The following is a 16496-nucleotide window of genomic DNA, read 5'->3' as shown; positions in this document are numbered from 1 at the left end:
TCATATGCCTGACAGAGTTCACACTTGTAAGTTTCGAACTAAGTTGTAGACTTTACATCGCCAGGGGTGATCGGCTTACGCTGCATGTATCAGCATAGTTAACAACAAGTCACGCCCCCGGTGAAGGATTTAACCGTGAGGTCTTTTGTAACTTCATGGCGAATTTTGGATGATAACGAGGCGCAAAAAATGAAAAAGACAGCTATCGCGATTGCAGTGGCACTGGCTGGCTTCGCTACCGTAGCGCAGGCCGCTCCGAAAGATAATACCTGGTATGCAGGTGGTAAACTGGGCTGGTCTCAGTTCCACGACACTGGCTGGTACAACAGCAGCCTGAACAATGATGGCCCAACTCACGAGAGCCAGCTTGGTGCAGGTGCGTTCGGTGGCTATCAGGTTAACCCGTATGTTGGTTTTGAAATGGGTTACGACTGGTTAGGTCGTATGCCATACAAAGGCGACACCATCAACGGCGCTTTCAAAGCACAGGGCGTTCAACTGACCGCTAAACTGGGTTACCCAATCACTGACGATCTGGACGTGTACACCCGTCTGGGCGGCATGGTATGGCGTGCAGACTCCAGCAACAACTTCTCTGGTGACAACCATGACACCGGTGTTTCTCCAGTATTCGCTGGTGGCGTTGAGTGGGCTATGACCCGTGACATCGCTACCCGTCTGGAATACCAGTGGGTTAACAACATCGGCGACGGCAACACCGTTGGTGTTCGTCCAGACAACGGCATGCTGAGCGTAGGTGTTTCCTACCGTTTCGGCCAGCAGGAAGAAGCAGCACCAGTTGTTGCTCCAGCGCCGGCTCCAGCTCCAGAAGTACAGACCAAGCACTTCACTCTGAAGTCTGACGTTCTGTTCAACTTCAACAAAGCGACCCTGAAACCAGAAGGTCAGCAGGCACTGGATCAGCTGTACACCCAGCTGAGCAACCTGGATCCTAAAGACGGTTCTGTAGTGGTTCTGGGCTTCACCGACCGTATCGGTTCTGACGCTTACAACCAGAAACTGTCTGAGAAACGTGCTCAGTCTGTTGTTGATTACCTGATCTCTAAAGGTATCCCAGCTAACAAGATCTCCCCACGTGGTATGGGCGAATCTAACCCAGTTACTGGCAACACCTGTGACAACGTGAAAGCTCGCGCTGCACTGATCGACTGCCTGGCTCCAGATCGTCGCGTAGAGATCGAAGTTAAAGGCATCAAAGACGTTGTAACTCAGCCAGCGGCATAAGTTATCGTCTTATAAAAAAACCCCGCCATGCGGGGTTTTTTATTGTCTGAAGAAAAGTAAAAAATCTACTTTTTACCCAACAGAGCCTGAAGGTCGTTCTTCAGCGTCGACATCTGGTTGGCGTACTTCTCTTTATGTTCTGCATCCTCAATCAGCTGCACGATGGTTTCCGACAGCGTTTTACCCCGTCGTTGTGCCAGCCCGGCCAGGCGCTGCCAGACAACGAACTCAAGGTCGATTGATTTTTTGCGAGTGTGCTGATGCTCAGCATTAAAATGCCGTTTGCGTCGCGCGCGGATAGTTTGCTTCATCCGGTTTAACAACGCAGGATTGATATGTTTCTCAATCCACCCGTTAACCTGTACCGGTTCATTTTCGAGGGTCAGCAAAATATCCACGGCTTCTTGCGCAGCGCTGGCTTCGATGTAGCAGGTGATCAGCTCCCCTTCACGGTGCTTTTTGACCAGGTATTTCCATTTCCAGCCGCTTTCGAGATTTTCCAGTTGTTGATATTTCATTGCGATCTCAGTGTTACCACGTAACTCTGTTCAGAATATCAGTTTTTTAGCAATCTGCTGAAAAGAAATCATATCCTGTGAGTGAATGCAGGCATTCGCCCTGTCGAAATCCCCAATCCTGCTTGGGTACAGCCCCCCGCTTACGGTATACTCCACGCTTTTACATCTGACTAAAAAACATCAACTTTGACCATTACGAAACTTGCATGGCGTGACCTTGTTCCGGATACCGAAAGTTACCAGGAACTGTTTGCACAGCCCGAACTCGCAAAAGAACACGAATTCATCCTTAGCGATACGCAGCCTCGTTTGCATTACGCGCTGGAGCAGATGTTAAGCCCATGGGCAACAGCACCCTTCATGCTGCTCAAAGCCCCGGAAGAAGCGGAATACCTGACGCTGCTCGGAGATGCTGTGCGCCAGCTGAAGCCGGAAGCGAACGCCGTTTTTGGCGGGCAGTATCGTATTGCAGGACATGATGTCACTTTCGAACCTGCGGCGCAGGCAGATGGCGGTTTTGCCGCTAAGGGCGAGGTGGTTATCGCTAACTGGGTCGAGGCGGAACAACTCTTTGGTTGTCTGCGCCAGTTTAACGGCGAACTTTCGCTGCAGCCGGGGCTGGTACATCGCGCAAATGGCGGTGTTCTCATCATCTCACTGCGTACCCTCCTCTCGCAGCCGCTGCTGTGGATGCGTCTGAAAACCATCGTGCATCAGCAGCGTTTCGACTGGGTCGGCTACGATGAGTCTCGTCCCCTGCCTGTCTCGGTTCCGTCTATGCCGCTGTCGTTAACCGTCGTGCTGACGGGCGACCGTGAGTCGCTGGCGGACTTCCAGGAAATGGAGCCTGAACTGGCTGAGCAGGCGGTATACAGCGAATACGAAGATAATATCCAGATTGCCGATGCCGACGATATGGCGCAGTGGTGCCAGTGGGTGATGACCGTTGCAGAACGTTTTACGCTGCCAACACCTGCGGCTGACGCGTGGCCAGGCCTGATACGCGAAGCGGTGCGCTATACCGGTGACCAGGAAACGCTGCCACTCTGCCCGCTCTGGATCGGCAAACAGCTGCGTGAAGTGGGTGTGATTAGCGGTAACGGTGCGTTCACCGGAGAGCAGCTCAACCAGATGCTGGCTCAGCGAGAGTGGCGAGAAGGCTATCTTGCTGACCGTATGCAGGATGAAATTCTGCTGGAACAAATTCTGGTGGAAACCGAAGGCGAACGCGTCGGGCAGATCAACGCCCTGTCGGTGATTGAATTTCCTGGCCATCCGCGCGCATTCGGGGAACCGTCCCGTATCAGCTGCGTTGTGCATATTGGCGATGGCGAATTTACCGACATCGAACGCAAAGCCGAGCTGGGCGGCAACATTCACGCCAAAGGCATGATGATCATGCAGGCGTTTTTGATGTCTGAGCTGCAGCTTGAGCAACAGATCCCCTTCTCCGCCTCGCTGACGTTTGAGCAATCCTACAGCGAAGTGGATGGCGATAGCGCCTCTATGGCTGAACTGTGCGCCTTAATCAGCGCCCTGGCGGAAGTGCCCATCAATCAGAACATCGCGATCACCGGCTCGGTGGACCAATTCGGTCGTGCCCAGCCTGTCGGCGGCCTCAACGAAAAAATTGAAGGCTTCTTCTCTATCTGCCAGCAGCGCGGTTTAAACGGCAAGCAGGGTGTGATTATTCCTGCTCCCAACGCACGCCATTTAAGCCTCAGCCAGGAGATTCTGGATGCGGTTGAACAAGAGCAGTTCGCCATCTGGGCCATCGAAGGGATTGAGGATGCACTACCCTTACTGACAAACCTGGTATGGGATGGCGAAGGGCAAACCACCCTGATGCAGACTATCCAGGAGCGCATTGCTCAGGCAACACAGCAGGATGCTCGTCACCGTTATCCATGGCCGTTACGCTGGCTGGGCTGGTTTAGTTCGAACTGATCGGACTTGTTCAGCGTACACGTGTTAGCTATCCTGCGTCCTTCACTAAAATAAGGCTTACTGAGAACATGGTAGATAAACGCGAATCCTATACAAAAGAAGATCTTCTTGCCTCTGGTCGCGGCGAACTGTTTGGCGCAAAAGGCCCACAGTTGCCGGCCCCGAACATGCTGATGATGGACCGTGTCGTGAAAATGACCGAAACCGGCGGCAACTTCGATAAGGGTTACGTAGAAGCAGAACTCGATATCAACCCGGACCTGTGGTTCTTCGGTTGCCACTTTATTGGCGATCCGGTAATGCCTGGCTGTTTGGGCCTGGATGCCATGTGGCAGCTGGTTGGCTTCTATCTGGGCTGGCTGGGTGGCGAAGGTAAAGGCCGCGCACTGGGCGTGGGCGAAGTGAAATTCACTGGACAGGTTCTGCCTACAGCGAAGAAAGTGACCTATCGTATTCACTTCAAGCGCATCGTAAACCGCCGCCTGATTATGGGCCTGGCAGATGGTGAAGTACTGGTCGACGGTCGTCTGATCTATAGCGCAAGCGACCTGAAGGTTGGCCTGTTCCAGGACACTTCTGCGTTCTGATCGTGCTTTTCGAACCCCGGAAAGGCGAAACCTCCGCAATGCGGAGGTTTCTTTTTTGAAAGAGACGTTATCAGGCTATAAGTGCCCTGTCGCCGATGGCTTCTCGCCAGCCTCCAAGCCATTGTGACCTTTGATTTATCGTCTGATAAGGACACATTTCTTTAGAACGTCCAGCGATGCCGGCCTGATAACCACGTTGATGAGCCCGTTCCAGGCGATCTCGTTTCTGTCTCTTCATGCCTCGTTTCCCTCATTCTTTTGTCTGGTGGAAAGAAAACAGTGTCTGCACTATCTGCACAGGCACAGATAACGAATACCCCGAATTAGTCGCATCGTCAATGTTCAAAATTCATACGGGTGTCATATCTGTGAGCTACATGGAAGTTCATTTGTACAAAAATTGTGACGTGGCACAAGTAACAACCTGAGTTGAAAACGAAAAAAAAACCGCAATCAGCGACAGGCCAACTGCGGTTTTAATGATGAATTTTACTTATGGCAGCCGGGAAATCTCCCTCGCGATACTGGCCGACTCCTGCGCCCAACCCTGAGCCAGGACTTTCACCATTTCGTCATAGCCATCCTTCTGCTGCTTCAGCTCCAGATGGAAAGGACGCTTAATCAGCTGCCCCTGATGGTTCAGCAACCACTCCCCGCTGATCACCACCGCACCGTCATAGCGGCCGTGGAAGCCCGTTACGGTGACGTTCAGCGTATCCTGATCGTTACCCAGCGGCTGCGACGCGACTACCCAGCCCGGAAGCTGGCTACCCAGGTTAGCCACCAGCGTGTTGCGCAGCTGCTGATCCAGCGGGCTGGCCCACAGGTTGTTGGTCGCAATCACATATTTAACGTCGCTGGTCTGATAGACCACGCCGTTCCCTGCCAGATAATCCGGCACGGCGACCTGCTCAACCCACAGCTGGCGGTTTCCCTGACTGGCCGTGCTTTGCCCACCGCTGTGGGTTGCCACAGGCAGCTGATAATAACTTTTATTATCGCCCCCTGAACTGCACGCCGTTAACAGCAGAGCACCAACCATCAATAGCCATTTTTTCATTCTTTTGCCCTCTTCGGCTCAGGATCCTTTTTATCTTTTGCTTCGAACACCAGCGCATTGCTCTTCTCGTTGAGCGTTTTCAGCACCGGCTGCAGTTCACGCAGGACCTGATCAAGACGCTGCATATCTGCCACCATCTTGTTATAGGCCGCGGAGCCCGGCTGGAAGCCCTGCATACTGCGGTTCAGCTCACGCAGCGTTTTCTGCATGTCCTGCGGCAGCTGCTGCATGCTCTGGCTCGCCGTGATCTTGTTGATGTTATCCAGCGTGGTTTGCAGACGGCGCATCGTTGCCTGGCTTTCGCTCAGCGAGTTTGTCGCCGCTTCAATCATCGGATTCAGTGGCAGATTGTTGATCTTATCCAGCGTCTCCATCAGACGCTGCTGGATCTGCGCCAGACCGCTGCTCACCGTTGGGATGATCTTGTAGCCGCCGAATTCACGGATACCGGTAATCGGCGGTGCTTTCGGGTAGAAGTCCATATCCACATACAGCGCGCCGGTTACCAGGTTGCCGGTTTTCAGCGACCCGCGTAGACCGCGTTCCATCAGTTGGGTGATATGGGTAGCGATATCCTGATTTTCACCAATCTGGTTAAGCAGACGCTCTGGTTCAATGCGGATCAGCACCGGAATACGGTAATCATCATCCAGCACCTGCTGAAGGCCCGGGACGAAGAACGGCACTTGTCCAACCGTACCGAGACGAATGCCGCGGAACTCAACGGGCGCCCCCGGCTGCAGGCCGCGAACGGAGTCTTTGAAGAACATCAGGAAGTCAACGTGATCGGTATAGAGCGCATCCTGAATGCTTTTTTGGTCGTCAAAGAGACGGAAAGCGGTGTTCTCTGCGACCGGCTGCCCCAAATCCAGGCCTTCCGGCACGTCAAAACTCACGCCGCCGCCAAACAGCGTGGTCAGCGAACCCATTTCAACGCGCATGCCTGCCGAGGTCAGATCCACCGCGATCCCGCTGTCTTTCCAGAAACGGACGTTGCTGGTGACCAGACGATCGTTTGGCGCATTGATGAAGAGCTGATAGCTAATTGCGCGTTTCTGCGGATCGAACGTGCTTTTCTCAACCGACCCGACGCGGTAGCCGCGGAACAGGACCGGGTCGCCGGCCGTGAGCTGACCTGCTTTTTTGCTGTCGAGGATCACGCGGATGCCCTTGGCATCAGGCGGCGCAAGCGGCGGTGAATCCAGAAGCTGGTATTTGGCAGGCTGGTTACCCTTAGCGCCGGGCTGCAGCTCTATGTAGGCGCCCGAAAGCAGCGTTCCTAAGCCGCTGATCCCTTCACGCCCCACCTGCGGTTTAACGACCCAGAAAACGGAATCGCCGTGCAGCAGTTTCTCCATGCCGGCATTAAGGCGCGCCTTAATCTCCACATGGGTTAAATCGTCGGTCAGGGTTGCGCTTTCGACCACGCCCACATCCACGCTACGGCTTTTGATGGTCGTTTTACCGCCCTCAATCCCCTCGGCATTGGTGGTTATCAGCGTGACTTCCGGTCCCTGATGGCTGTAATGATAAAACAGGATCCATGCACCGATCAGCGCGGTCACGATGGGAAAAATCCACACCGGTGACCAGTTTTTGACCTTCTGCACTTTCGCCTCTCCACTCTTATTTTCCATGCTCTTACTCTTCCTCATGGCTTGATTCAGGCTCACGATCCCACGATAAACGAGGGTCGAAGGTCATGGCCGCAAACATGGTCATGATCACGACCAGTGCAAACATTAAAGCCCCCATCGCGGGATAAATACTCATCAAACCGCCCATCCGCACCAGCGCAGAGAGAACGGCGATGACAAACACGTCTATCATTGACCAGCGTCCGACAAACTCGACCACCTCATAAATCAGGTGCATGCGTTCGCTGTCGCGTTTTCCATGGCCTTTCGCATCCCAACAGAGCCAGGCGATGGCGATCATTTTTAAGGTTGGCACCATAATACTGGCGATAAAGATGACGCCAGCGACCGGATAGGAACCCTCGCCCCAAAGCAGTATCACCCCGGCCAGGATCGTTGAGGGCATTTTGTCACCGAGCAAATCGGTGATCATAATTGGCAGAATATTGGCAGGCAGATACAGCATGATGGACGTGACCAGCAGCGCCATCGTCCACTGAAGACTATTTTTACGCCGCACATGCCCTTTCGTTTCGCAGCGCGGACAAACGTCGAGATCGGCGGGCAGCACGGCGGTGCAGCATGGGCAGGAACGTAACCCCTGACGAATTCCGGGCACGCCGACCTTCACCGTCTGTGCAAGCGTCGGTGCCGGGGCGATATCGTCCCACGCCCAGCGCCTGTCAACGCACTGGAATGCACGCAGCTGGAGGACGCAGTACAGACACCAGGGAATAAAGCTGCTGCCGATCCCCACGTCGCCGTACGCCATCAGCTTCACGAAACTGACCAGAATGCCCGCCAGAAAGATCTCGGCCATGCCCCAGCTTTTGAGCTGAAAAAGGATACGCGCAAGCCGGATTTTCAGTGATGCGGGCATCCTGACGCGGTTGACCAGCAAAAGGATTACGACCAGGCAAAAAGCCGGAACTATCTGGACAAACAGGAGAAAAAAGGTGCCGAGGCTGGCGTAATCTTCTGAGAACATTACGCCCGGGATCTCAAGCAAATCCACCTGGCTGGTTATCCCACCCACCTTCATATAGATGAAGGGGAAGAGATTGGAGAGCAGCAGCATAAAAAGTGCTGCAAGAGCGTAAGCAGTGGGACGCTGCCGCGGCGCGTCCCACTCGGTTGTCAACGTCGCACCGCAACGTGGACACAGGGCTTTATGTCCGTGACCAAGCTCTGGCAACGCCACGAGCATATCGCATTGCGAGCATAAAATATGCCTGTCGGCATGGTGCTGGTCACACATATGTTATCCCTGTTTATGCGCCGTTTTTCAGAGACTCAAGGTACTCCCAGCGCTCAAATGCTTCTTCCAGAGCTTTTTCAGCCGCGGACATTTCTGACAGTACTTTCTGAGTATAGTCATGCGATTGGGTAAAGAATGACGCATCAGCAACCTGTTTTTGCAGATCCTCAAGCGCGGCCTCCAGCTCTTCAAGACGCTGCGGCAGTCCCTCCAGTTCGCGCTGCAGGTTATAGCTTAGTTTAGCCGAGGTTTTCTTGACAGTTTCTGCTTTTGTTACAGTAGCTTCAGGACCAATTTTGGACTTTGACTGCTTCGTCGCCAGCGACTGTGCCTGCTGCCCTTTTGCATCGTGATAACCGCCTACGTATTGACCAATTCGCCCTTCACCTTCGAAGATCCAGCACTCGGTCACGGTGTTGTCAACGAACTGACGATCGTGGCTAACCAGCATCACGGTACCCTGATAGCCGTCGATCAGCTCTTCGAGTAATTCCAGCGTTTCGACATCCAGATCGTTCGTCGGTTCATCGAGGATCAGCAGGTTGCTTGGCTTCAGGAACAGGCGCGCCAGCAGAAGGCGGTTTCGCTCACCGCCGGACAGCGCGCGCACCGGCGTCATGGCGCGCTTCGGATGGAACAGGAAGTCCTGCAGGTAGCCCAGCACGTGGCGCGGCTTGCCGTTTACCATCACCTCTTGCTTACCTTCAGCGAGGTTATCCATCACCGTACGGTCCGGATCCAGCTCCGCGCGGTGCTGGTCGAAGTAGGCGACCTCCAGCTTGGTCCCGCAGTGAATGCGGCCGCTGTCAGCCTGCAGCTGGCCAAGCATCAGCTTCAGCAGCGTGGTTTTACCGCAGCCGTTCGGGCCAATCAGGGCGATTTTGTCGCCGCGCTGGACCTGTGCGGAGAAGTCTTTCACCAGTACTTTACCGTCAACCTGGTAGTTGACGTTTTCCATTTCGAAGACAATCTTGCCGGAGCGGGACGCCTCTTCCACCTGCATTTTGGCGCTGCCCATCACTTCGCGACGTTCGCTGCGCTCGCGACGCATCGCCTTCAGGGCGCGCACGCGGCCTTCGTTACGGGTACGGCGGGCTTTGATGCCCTGGCGGATCCAGACCTCTTCCTGCGCCAGCTTACGGTCGAACTCGGCATTCTGCAGCTCTTCCACGCGCAGGTTTTCTTCTTTCTCCAGCAGATAGGTGTCGTAATCGCCGGGATAGGTGACCAGCTTGCCGCGGTCGAGATCGACAATACGCGTCGCCATATTGCGGATAAACGAACGGTCGTGTGAGATGAAAATAATGGTGCCGCTGAAGGTTTTCAGGAAGCCTTCCAGCCAGTCGATCGCTTCGATATCCAGGTGGTTAGTCGGTTCGTCCAGCAGCAGCACCTTCGGCCCGCTAACCAGCGCGCGGCCCAGGGCCGCCTTACGCAGCCAGCCGCCGGAGAGCGCCGACAGCTCCATATCGGGTTCCAGACCGAGCTGGGCCAGCACTTCATTAATACGGTTTTCAAGCTGCCACAGACCGTGGTGATCGAGCATCTCCTGCACTTTTGCAAGTTCGTTGAGGTTTTTGTCGCTCGGATCGGTCATCACCAGATGTGAAATCTCGTGATATCGCTTCAGGTATTCGGCCTGCTCAGAGATCCCTTCCGCAACGAAATCGTAAACGCTGCCGGTCACGTGACGCGGCGGGTCCTGCTGGAGGCGGGAGACGATCAGATCCTGTTCATAAACAATGCGTCCGTCATCCAGGCCCTGTTCACGGTTAAGGATTTTCATCAGCGTGGATTTACCCGCGCCGTTACGGCCCACCAGACAGACGCGCTCGTTATCTTCGATGTGCAGCTCTGCATTATCGAGAAGCGGTGAGTCGCTGAAAGAGAGCCACGCGCCGTGCATACTAATTAAAGACATTTATTTTTCCTTTCAGACCGCGGTAATCAACCAGCAGTTATGGATTTGACGGTTACGGGCAAAGTCCTGAGACAGCGTTTTTTGGCTGATTTCTTGTGCTTTCAGTCCCAGGGCTGCTAAGCCGTCATGATCCATACGGAAGCCGCGTTTGTTGTTCGAGAACATAATGGTGCCGCCTTTGCGCAGCAGGCGCTTCAGGTCGGTCATCAGGCGCAGGTGATCGCGTTGAACGTCAAAGCTATCTTCCATACGCTTGGAGTTGGAGAAGGTCGGAGGATCGATAAAGATCAGGTCGAACTGCTCGTCGGTATCGCGCAGCCAGCCCAGCACGTCGGCCTGCATCAGGCGATGCTGACGTCCGGTTAAGCCGTTAAGGCGCAGGTTGCGCTCCGCCCACTCCAGATAGGTACGGGACATATCTACCGTGGTAGTGCTGCGCGCGCCGCCCAGACCGGCATGCACGCTGGCGCTGCCGGTGTAGGAGAAGAGATTCAGGAAGTCCTTGCCTTTACTCATCTGGCCCAGCATGCGGCGGGCGATACGGTGATCGAGGAACAGACCGGTATCCAGATAGTCGGTCAGGTTGACCCACAGGCGCGCATTGTATTCGCCCACTTCGATAAAGTCGCCCTTCTCGCCCATCTTCTGGTACTGATTTTTGCCTTTCTGACGTTCACGCGTTTTCAGCACCAGCTTGTTTGGCGCAATACCCAGCACGGCGATGGTGGCGGCAATGACGTCCAGCATGCGCTGACGCGCTTTTTGCGCATCAATGGTTTTCGGCGGCGCATATTCCTGAATCACCACCCAGTCCGCGTAGCGGTCAACCGCCACGTTATACTCCGGCAGGTCGGCATCATACAGGCGGTAGCATTCAATGCCCTCCTGCTTCGCCCACTTCTCAAATTTCTTCAGGTTCTTGCGCAGACGGTTAGCGTAATCTTCCGCCACGCCGGACGGCTTGCTGTCGGCCGCCTTCTCCGCCAGATGGTAGTTTTTCTGCACGCAGTCCAGCGGGCCGTTTTTCGCCTTAAACTGGCGATCGGCACGCAGCTGCAGGCAGCTCAGCAGTTCCGGCGAGGCGCTGAACAGAGACAGGTTCCAGCCGCCAAAGTGGTCCTTCATGTTGCGGCCCAGCAGGCTGTGCAGGGCAATCAGCGCCGGTTCGCTGTCGAGACGTTCGCCGTATGGCGGGTTGCTGATCACGGTACCGTACGGGCCTTTTGGCAGCGGGTTGGTCAGGTTTGCCACGTCTTTTACTTCGAAGGTGACCAGCTCGCCGATACCGGCACGGCGGGCGTTGCTGCGCGCGCGCTCAATGACGCGAGGGTCGCTATCGGAGCCGTAGAAATGAGAGGTATATTCCGCCAGCCCCTTACGTGCGCGGGTCTGCGCGTCGTCTTTGACCTCTTTCCAGAGCGCTTCATCGTGCTGCGCCCAGCCTTTGAAGCCCCACTGGCCGCGGTGCAGTCCCGGCGCGCGGTCGGTGGCCAGCATGGCCGCTTCAATCAGCAACGTACCGGAACCACACATCGGATCGAGCAGCGGCGTGCCCGGCTGCCAGCCGGAGCGCATCACAATGGCGGCCGCCAGGGTCTCTTTGATGGGTGCCATGCCGGTACGATCGCGGTAGCCGCGCAGGTGCAGGCCCGCGCCGCTCAGATCGAGAGAGATGCTTGCCGTGTCGCCGTTCAGCCAGACGTTAATACGCAGATCGGGGTTTTCACGATCGACGTTCGGACGTTCCTTATTTTTACGGGTGAAGCAGTCCACAATGGCGTCTTTTACGCGCAGGGCACCGTACTGGCTGTTGCGGATCTCGTCGTTCACGCCGTTGAAATGCACCGCAAAGGTAGCATTCGGGGTGAAGATCTCTGTCCAGTCGATCATCTGTACGCCGGTATAGAGGTCAAGATCGCTATAAACCTTGCACTCCTTCATCGGCAGCATGATGCGCGACGCCAGGCGGCTCCACATCAGGCTCTGGTAAATAAGCCGCGTGTCGCCCTCAAAATGGACACCACCCTGAACCACCTGGCACTCTTGCGCGCCCAGGCTTTCCAGTTCAGTTTTTAACAGCTCTTCCAGCCCACGGGCCGTACTGGCAAACAGAGAATTCATATCGTCACTTTTACTCTTAGAAAATTGTCGCGCATTATAGCTAATATGACGTGTATGTCATAAAGTTGAAGGCTTATTTTCATTCGAGGGAGTGTGCAGTGGCGACGTTATCCAGGCTTTTTATTCATCCGGTGAAATCCATGCGCGGCATCGGCGTCTCTCACGCGCTTGCCGACATGAGCGGATTTGCCTTCGATCGTATTTTTATGGTCACCGAGCCTGACGGAACGTTCATTACCGCACGCCAGTTCCCTCAGATGGTTCGCTTTACCCCTTCCCCGCTTCATGACGGTTTGCACCTTACCGCGCCGGACGGTTCCAGCGCGATAATTCGCTTTGCTGATTTTGCGCCTGTCGATGCGCCGACGGAAGTGTGGGGCAATCATTTTACCGCGCGCATCGCCCCGGATGAGATTAACCGCTGGCTGAGCGGCTTCTTCTCCCGCGACGTGCAGCTGCGCTGGGTTGGGCCTGAACTGACGCGTCGCGTGAAGCGCCACGACGCCGTTCCTCTCTCCTTCGCCGATGGCTTCCCGTTCCTGCTGACTAACGAAGCTTCACTGCGTGATTTGCAAGGCCGCTGTAAAGCCAGCGTTCAGATGGAACAGTTCCGTCCAAACCTGGTAGTGACGGGCGCCGACGCCTGGGATGAAGACACCTGGAAAGTGATCCGCATTGGCAGCGTCATTTTTGACGTGGTGAAGCCGTGCAGCCGCTGCATTTTCACGACGGTTAGCCCGGAGAAAGGCCAGAAGCACCCTTCCGGCGAACCGTTGAAGACATTGCAGTCATTCCGCACCGCGCAGGACAACGGCGATGTGGATTTCGGCCAGAACCTCATCCCGCGCTCCAGCGGCGCTATCCGCGTCGGTGATGAGGTAGAGATTCTTGCCCGAGGGCCTGCAAGGGTGTACGGCTCAGGGCAGGAAGAAGAAATGGTAGACGTTGTGACGAATGTCGCCTCCGCGATAGATATTCACTGGCAGGGCAACGTCATCCGTGGCAACAACCAGCAGGTATTACTGGAGCAACTGGAGCAGGCTGGTATTCGTGTACCGTATTCCTGTCGCGCAGGCATTTGCGGATGCTGCCGCATCAGGCTGGTGGATGGCGAAGTGAGTGCGTTGAAAAAATCAGCAATTGGAAGTGACGGCACAATTCTGTGCTGTAGCTGCGTCCCGAAAACGTCCGTACAGCTGGAAGCTTAAACCGCCTGCTCGAGGCTGAAGGCATCCACGCGAAGCTGGGGCTTCAGCCTGTCGTTCATGACCTTAATAGCATCCCCAAGCTGCATCGTCCGCCCGGCAATCGTTACGCCGGGCTGCGCCAGCAGACAGAGTGCAGCATTTTCGCCAGGCTCAACCACCAGCAGGCTCACCTCTTCTGCGGTATCGCTCAGATTTACGCTCGCCGCATCGCCCGTTGCCGGGGTCCAGTTCATGCCGTGGGGCAGAAAATGCCAGCTCTTTGGCATTTGCGGTTTCAGGAAACGGATAGCCACCAGCGCATTTAATACCAGCTCGGCGCGCTGCTCTTTAGAGAGCACCAGATCGCGGCATTTTTCCTCAAAGGAGAAATAAAGCGCTGCATCGTCAACGCAAAAGCCCGACGGGGAAAACGCATCCGGGGTTAACATTCGGCGGGCAAAACGAGAACGAAACAACATGCCATTGGCTAAGTCGAGCATCATTCGGTCATGCTCGTCGCAAAAATACCAGCGCCAGTTATCGTCAGGTTTAATTCGCATGTGTCTCTCCCGTCCCCAAACGTCCTGTACTAAAAATGTCCTGTTTGCCGCCTCGTTTATAACACCATTAATAAAAGACTATAATGACTAAATAAGCAACAGTGACGGAATATAAAACAACCAGGGCTGGAAATAAAGCCCTGGTTGTCTGATTAAGAGAAAAGATTAGATATGAGTAACGATTTCTTTAATCAGCGGCGGTCCTTTAAAAATAAAGCCGGAATAGATCTGCACCAGCGACGCACCCGCCGCCATTTTCTCGCGCGCAGCAATCACGGAGTCAATGCCGCCGACGCCAATAATCGGCAGACGACCTTTTAATTCCGCAGACAGGGCGCGAATAATTTCGGTGCTTTTTAATTGTACCGGACGGCCACTTAACCCACCCGCTTCGTCACAGTTTTTCATTCCCTGCACGAGGGAACGATCGAGGGTGGTATTGGTTGCAATCACACCATCAATATTATGGCGAACCAAACTGTCGGCAACCTGGATCAATTCTTCGGGAGAAAGATCCGGGGCGATCTTAACCGCGACCGGAACATATTTATGGTGGATCGACTGAAGTTCATTTTGTTTATTTTTAATGGCACTCAGAAGATCGTCCAGCGCTTCGCCATATTGTAAAGAGCGCAGCCCCGGGGTATTGGGTGAAGAAATATTCACCGCAATATAACCGGCATAGGCGTAGACTTTTTCCATACAAATCAGATAGTCATCTTTACCCTGCTCTACCGGCGTGTCTTTATTTTTGCCGATATTGATGCCTAATATCCCGTCAAAATGGGCTTTTTTTACATTCTCAACCAGGTGATCAACACCGAGGTTATTAAAGCCCATGCGGTTGATCAGCCCTTCGGCTTCCACCAGTCGGAACAGGCGCGGCTTGTCATTTCCCGGCTGCGGGCGCGGGGTGACGGTACCGATTTCAATGGAGCCAAAGCCCATCGCGCCCAGGGCATCAATGCACTCGCCATTTTTGTCCAGACCGGCCGCCAGACCCAGCGGATTTTTAAAGGTCAGCCCCATGCACTGCACAGGTTTTACCGGCACATTCTGACGTACCAGAGCGGCCAGCGGCGTTCCGGTAATACGACGTAATTGCTGGAATGTAAATTCATGAGCGCGCTCAGGGTCGAGCTGGAAAAGGGCTTTACGAACGAAGGGGTAGTACATGAACTCTCCTGGATTCCCGGTGTGCAAACCGGGAGGGGATTATGGGCGATCCAGGCGCGAAAGGGAATTGACCTGCGGCAAAAAATCAGCGCAAAACGCAATCGTTTACCTTCCCGTCTATTTCTTATGCACTTTTTCGCATTTTAATTGCAGATAAATCATTTAGTGGAATAACCGTGCGGTGTCACACTCCTGAAAATTGTTATGAATGTTAGATAAAAGCAAACAATTAGTTATAAGGAGGAAGTATGCGCGTCATTACCCTGGCCGGAAGTCCACGATTCCCATCGCGCTCCAGCGCCCTGCTGGAATATGCCCGCGAAAAACTCAATGCTCTGGATGTGGAAGTGTGCCACTGGAACCTGCATAACTTCGAACCTGAAGATCTGCTTTATGCCCGTTTTGACAGCCCTGCGCTGAAAACGCTCATCGAGCAGCTTAACGGCGCTGACGGCTTAATTGTGGCAACGCCCATTTATAAAGCCTCTTTTTCCGGTGCGCTGAAAACCCTGCTCGATCTGCTTCCGGAACGCGCCCTGGACGGCAAAGTCGTGCTGCCGCTGGCAACGGGCGGTACGGTTGCCCATTTACTGGCCGTGGATTACGCCCTGAAGCCGGTACTGAACGCGCTGAAAGCGCAGGAGATCCTCCATGGGGTTTTCGCCGATGACTCACAGGTCATTGACTATCAACACAAACCACACTGTACGCCCAACCTGCAAACCCGCCTCGATAACGCCCTGGAGACGTTCTGGCATGCCCTTCACCGCAGGGATATCCAGGCCCCGGCGTTTGGTCAGCCTCAAGGAGTTGCACATGTTTAAAAAGTTCACCCGTATCGGTCTGGCAGGTCTGATGGCCCTTACCTCGCTGGCCCATGCCGCAGAAACGGCTCCGGAAAGTTTACGCATCGGGTATCAGAAAGGCAGCGTCAGCATGGTGCTGGCGAAAAGCCACCAGCTTCTGGAAAAACGCTTCCCGGACACCAAATTCTCCTGGGTGGAGTTCCCTGCCGGCCCGCAGATGCTGGAGGCCCTGAACGTCGGCAGTATCGATCTTGGCAGCACGGGCGATATTCCGCCGATCTTCGCACAGGCCGCGGGAGCGGACCTCGTCTATGTAGGCGTTGAGCCGCCTAAGCCGAAGGCCGAGGTGATCCTGGTGCCTGAAAATAGCGACATTAAAAGCGTCGCCGACCTTAGAGGACATAAAGTTGCTTTCCAGAAAGGTTCCAGCTCACACAACCTTTTGCTGCGAGCTCTGCAAGAGGCCGGACTCA

At 54.7% G+C, this 16496-nt stretch carries 15 protein-coding genes; 6 read left to right on the top strand and 9 right to left on the bottom strand.

Annotated features, from left to right (window positions below):
• The first annotated feature begins 189 nt into the window (after nt 1–189).
• Nucleotides 190–1245, top strand: coding sequence for a porin OmpA (ompA, locus tag ACWYRJ_RS18105; RefSeq protein ID WP_455508377.1), 1056 nt, complete (start codon nt 190–192; stop codon nt 1243–1245).
• Between the two features lie 65 nt (nt 1246–1310).
• Here the strand turns inward: ompA and matP are convergent, their stop codons facing one another.
• Nucleotides 1311–1763 carry a macrodomain Ter protein MatP gene (gene matP, locus ACWYRJ_RS18100; RefSeq protein WP_008499929.1) on the bottom strand — a complete coding sequence of 151 codons (453 nt, stop codon included), beginning with the start codon at nt 1761–1763 and terminating at the stop codon, nt 1311–1313.
• A gap of 186 nt (nt 1764–1949) precedes the next feature.
• Between matP and ACWYRJ_RS18095 the strand changes: the two genes are divergently transcribed.
• Both ACWYRJ_RS18095 and fabA read left to right on the top strand, forming a co-directional pair.
• Nucleotides 1950–3710, top strand: coding sequence for an AAA family ATPase (locus ACWYRJ_RS18095; protein ID WP_455508376.1), 1761 nt, complete (start codon nt 1950–1952; stop codon nt 3708–3710).
• 68 nt (nt 3711–3778) lie between these two features.
• Nucleotides 3779–4297: a 3-hydroxyacyl-[acyl-carrier-protein] dehydratase FabA gene (fabA, locus tag ACWYRJ_RS18090; RefSeq protein WP_008499931.1), complete on the top strand. Its 519-nt coding sequence runs from the start codon at nt 3779–3781 to the stop codon at nt 4295–4297.
• Nucleotides 4298–4367: 70 nt separating this feature from the next.
• On the opposite strand, the gene rmf is transcribed toward fabA, so the two are convergent.
• The 6 genes from rmf to rlmKL all read right to left on the bottom strand — a co-directional run bounded on the left by rmf (nt 4368) and on the right by rlmKL (nt 12294).
• Nucleotides 4368–4535 carry a ribosome modulation factor gene (gene rmf / locus ACWYRJ_RS18085; protein WP_013097261.1) on the bottom strand — a complete coding sequence of 56 codons (168 nt, stop codon included), beginning with the start codon at nt 4533–4535 and terminating at the stop codon, nt 4368–4370.
• A gap of 255 nt (nt 4536–4790) precedes the next feature.
• Nucleotides 4791–5357, bottom strand: a complete 567-nt coding sequence (pqiC, locus tag ACWYRJ_RS18080) for a membrane integrity-associated transporter subunit PqiC (RefSeq protein WP_008499932.1) — start codon at nt 5355–5357, stop codon at nt 4791–4793.
• Nucleotides 5354–6994, bottom strand: coding sequence for an intermembrane transport protein PqiB (gene pqiB, locus ACWYRJ_RS18075; protein WP_149366284.1), 1641 nt, complete (start codon nt 6992–6994; stop codon nt 5354–5356). The genes pqiC and pqiB overlap by 4 nt, the downstream gene beginning before the upstream one ends.
• A 4-nt stretch (nt 6995–6998) precedes the next feature.
• Nucleotides 6999–8252 carry a membrane integrity-associated transporter subunit PqiA gene (gene pqiA / locus ACWYRJ_RS18070; protein WP_023335152.1) on the bottom strand — a complete coding sequence of 418 codons (1254 nt, stop codon included), beginning with the start codon at nt 8250–8252 and terminating at the stop codon, nt 6999–7001.
• Between the two features lie 13 nt (nt 8253–8265).
• On the bottom strand, nt 8266–10173 hold the full coding sequence (locus ACWYRJ_RS18065; RefSeq protein ID WP_111964545.1) for an ABC transporter ATP-binding protein: 1908 nt from the start codon (nt 10171–10173) through the stop codon (nt 8266–8268).
• A gap of 12 nt (nt 10174–10185) precedes the next feature.
• Complete coding sequence (gene rlmKL, locus ACWYRJ_RS18060; protein ID WP_021240859.1) at nt 10186–12294, bottom strand: bifunctional 23S rRNA (guanine(2069)-N(7))-methyltransferase RlmK/23S rRNA (guanine(2445)-N(2))-methyltransferase RlmL; 2109 nt, start codon at nt 12292–12294, stop codon at nt 10186–10188.
• Nucleotides 12295–12392: 98 nt separating this feature from the next.
• Between rlmKL and ACWYRJ_RS18055 the strand changes: the two genes are divergently transcribed.
• Nucleotides 12393–13502, top strand: coding sequence for a YcbX family protein (locus ACWYRJ_RS18055; RefSeq protein WP_455508375.1), 1110 nt, complete (start codon nt 12393–12395; stop codon nt 13500–13502).
• Here the strand turns inward: ACWYRJ_RS18055 and zapC are convergent.
• On the bottom strand, nt 13499–14041 hold the full coding sequence (zapC, locus tag ACWYRJ_RS18050) for a cell division protein ZapC (protein WP_032651189.1): 543 nt from the start codon (nt 14039–14041) through the stop codon (nt 13499–13501). The genes ACWYRJ_RS18055 and zapC overlap by 4 nt on opposite strands.
• 165 nt (nt 14042–14206) lie before the next feature.
• Nucleotides 14207–15217, bottom strand: a complete 1011-nt coding sequence (gene pyrD / locus ACWYRJ_RS18045; protein WP_111964548.1) for a quinone-dependent dihydroorotate dehydrogenase — start codon at nt 15215–15217, stop codon at nt 14207–14209.
• A 248-nt stretch (nt 15218–15465) separates the two neighbouring features.
• On the opposite strand from pyrD, the gene ssuE reads away from it, so the two are divergent.
• Both ssuE and ACWYRJ_RS18035 read left to right on the top strand, forming a co-directional pair.
• Nucleotides 15466–16041, top strand: coding sequence for an NADPH-dependent FMN reductase (gene ssuE / locus ACWYRJ_RS18040; protein WP_455508374.1), 576 nt, complete (start codon nt 15466–15468; stop codon nt 16039–16041).
• The coding region (locus tag ACWYRJ_RS18035; RefSeq protein WP_455508373.1) for a PhnD/SsuA/transferrin family substrate-binding protein at nt 16034–16496 on the top strand (463 nt) is incomplete at its 3' end. The genes ssuE and ACWYRJ_RS18035, both read left to right, overlap by 8 nt.

It is taken from the genome of Enterobacter sp. (assembly GCF_977039595.1).
The sequence above is the reverse complement of the archived record's forward strand: the minus strand, read 5'-3'. Positions and strand labels throughout refer to the sequence as shown.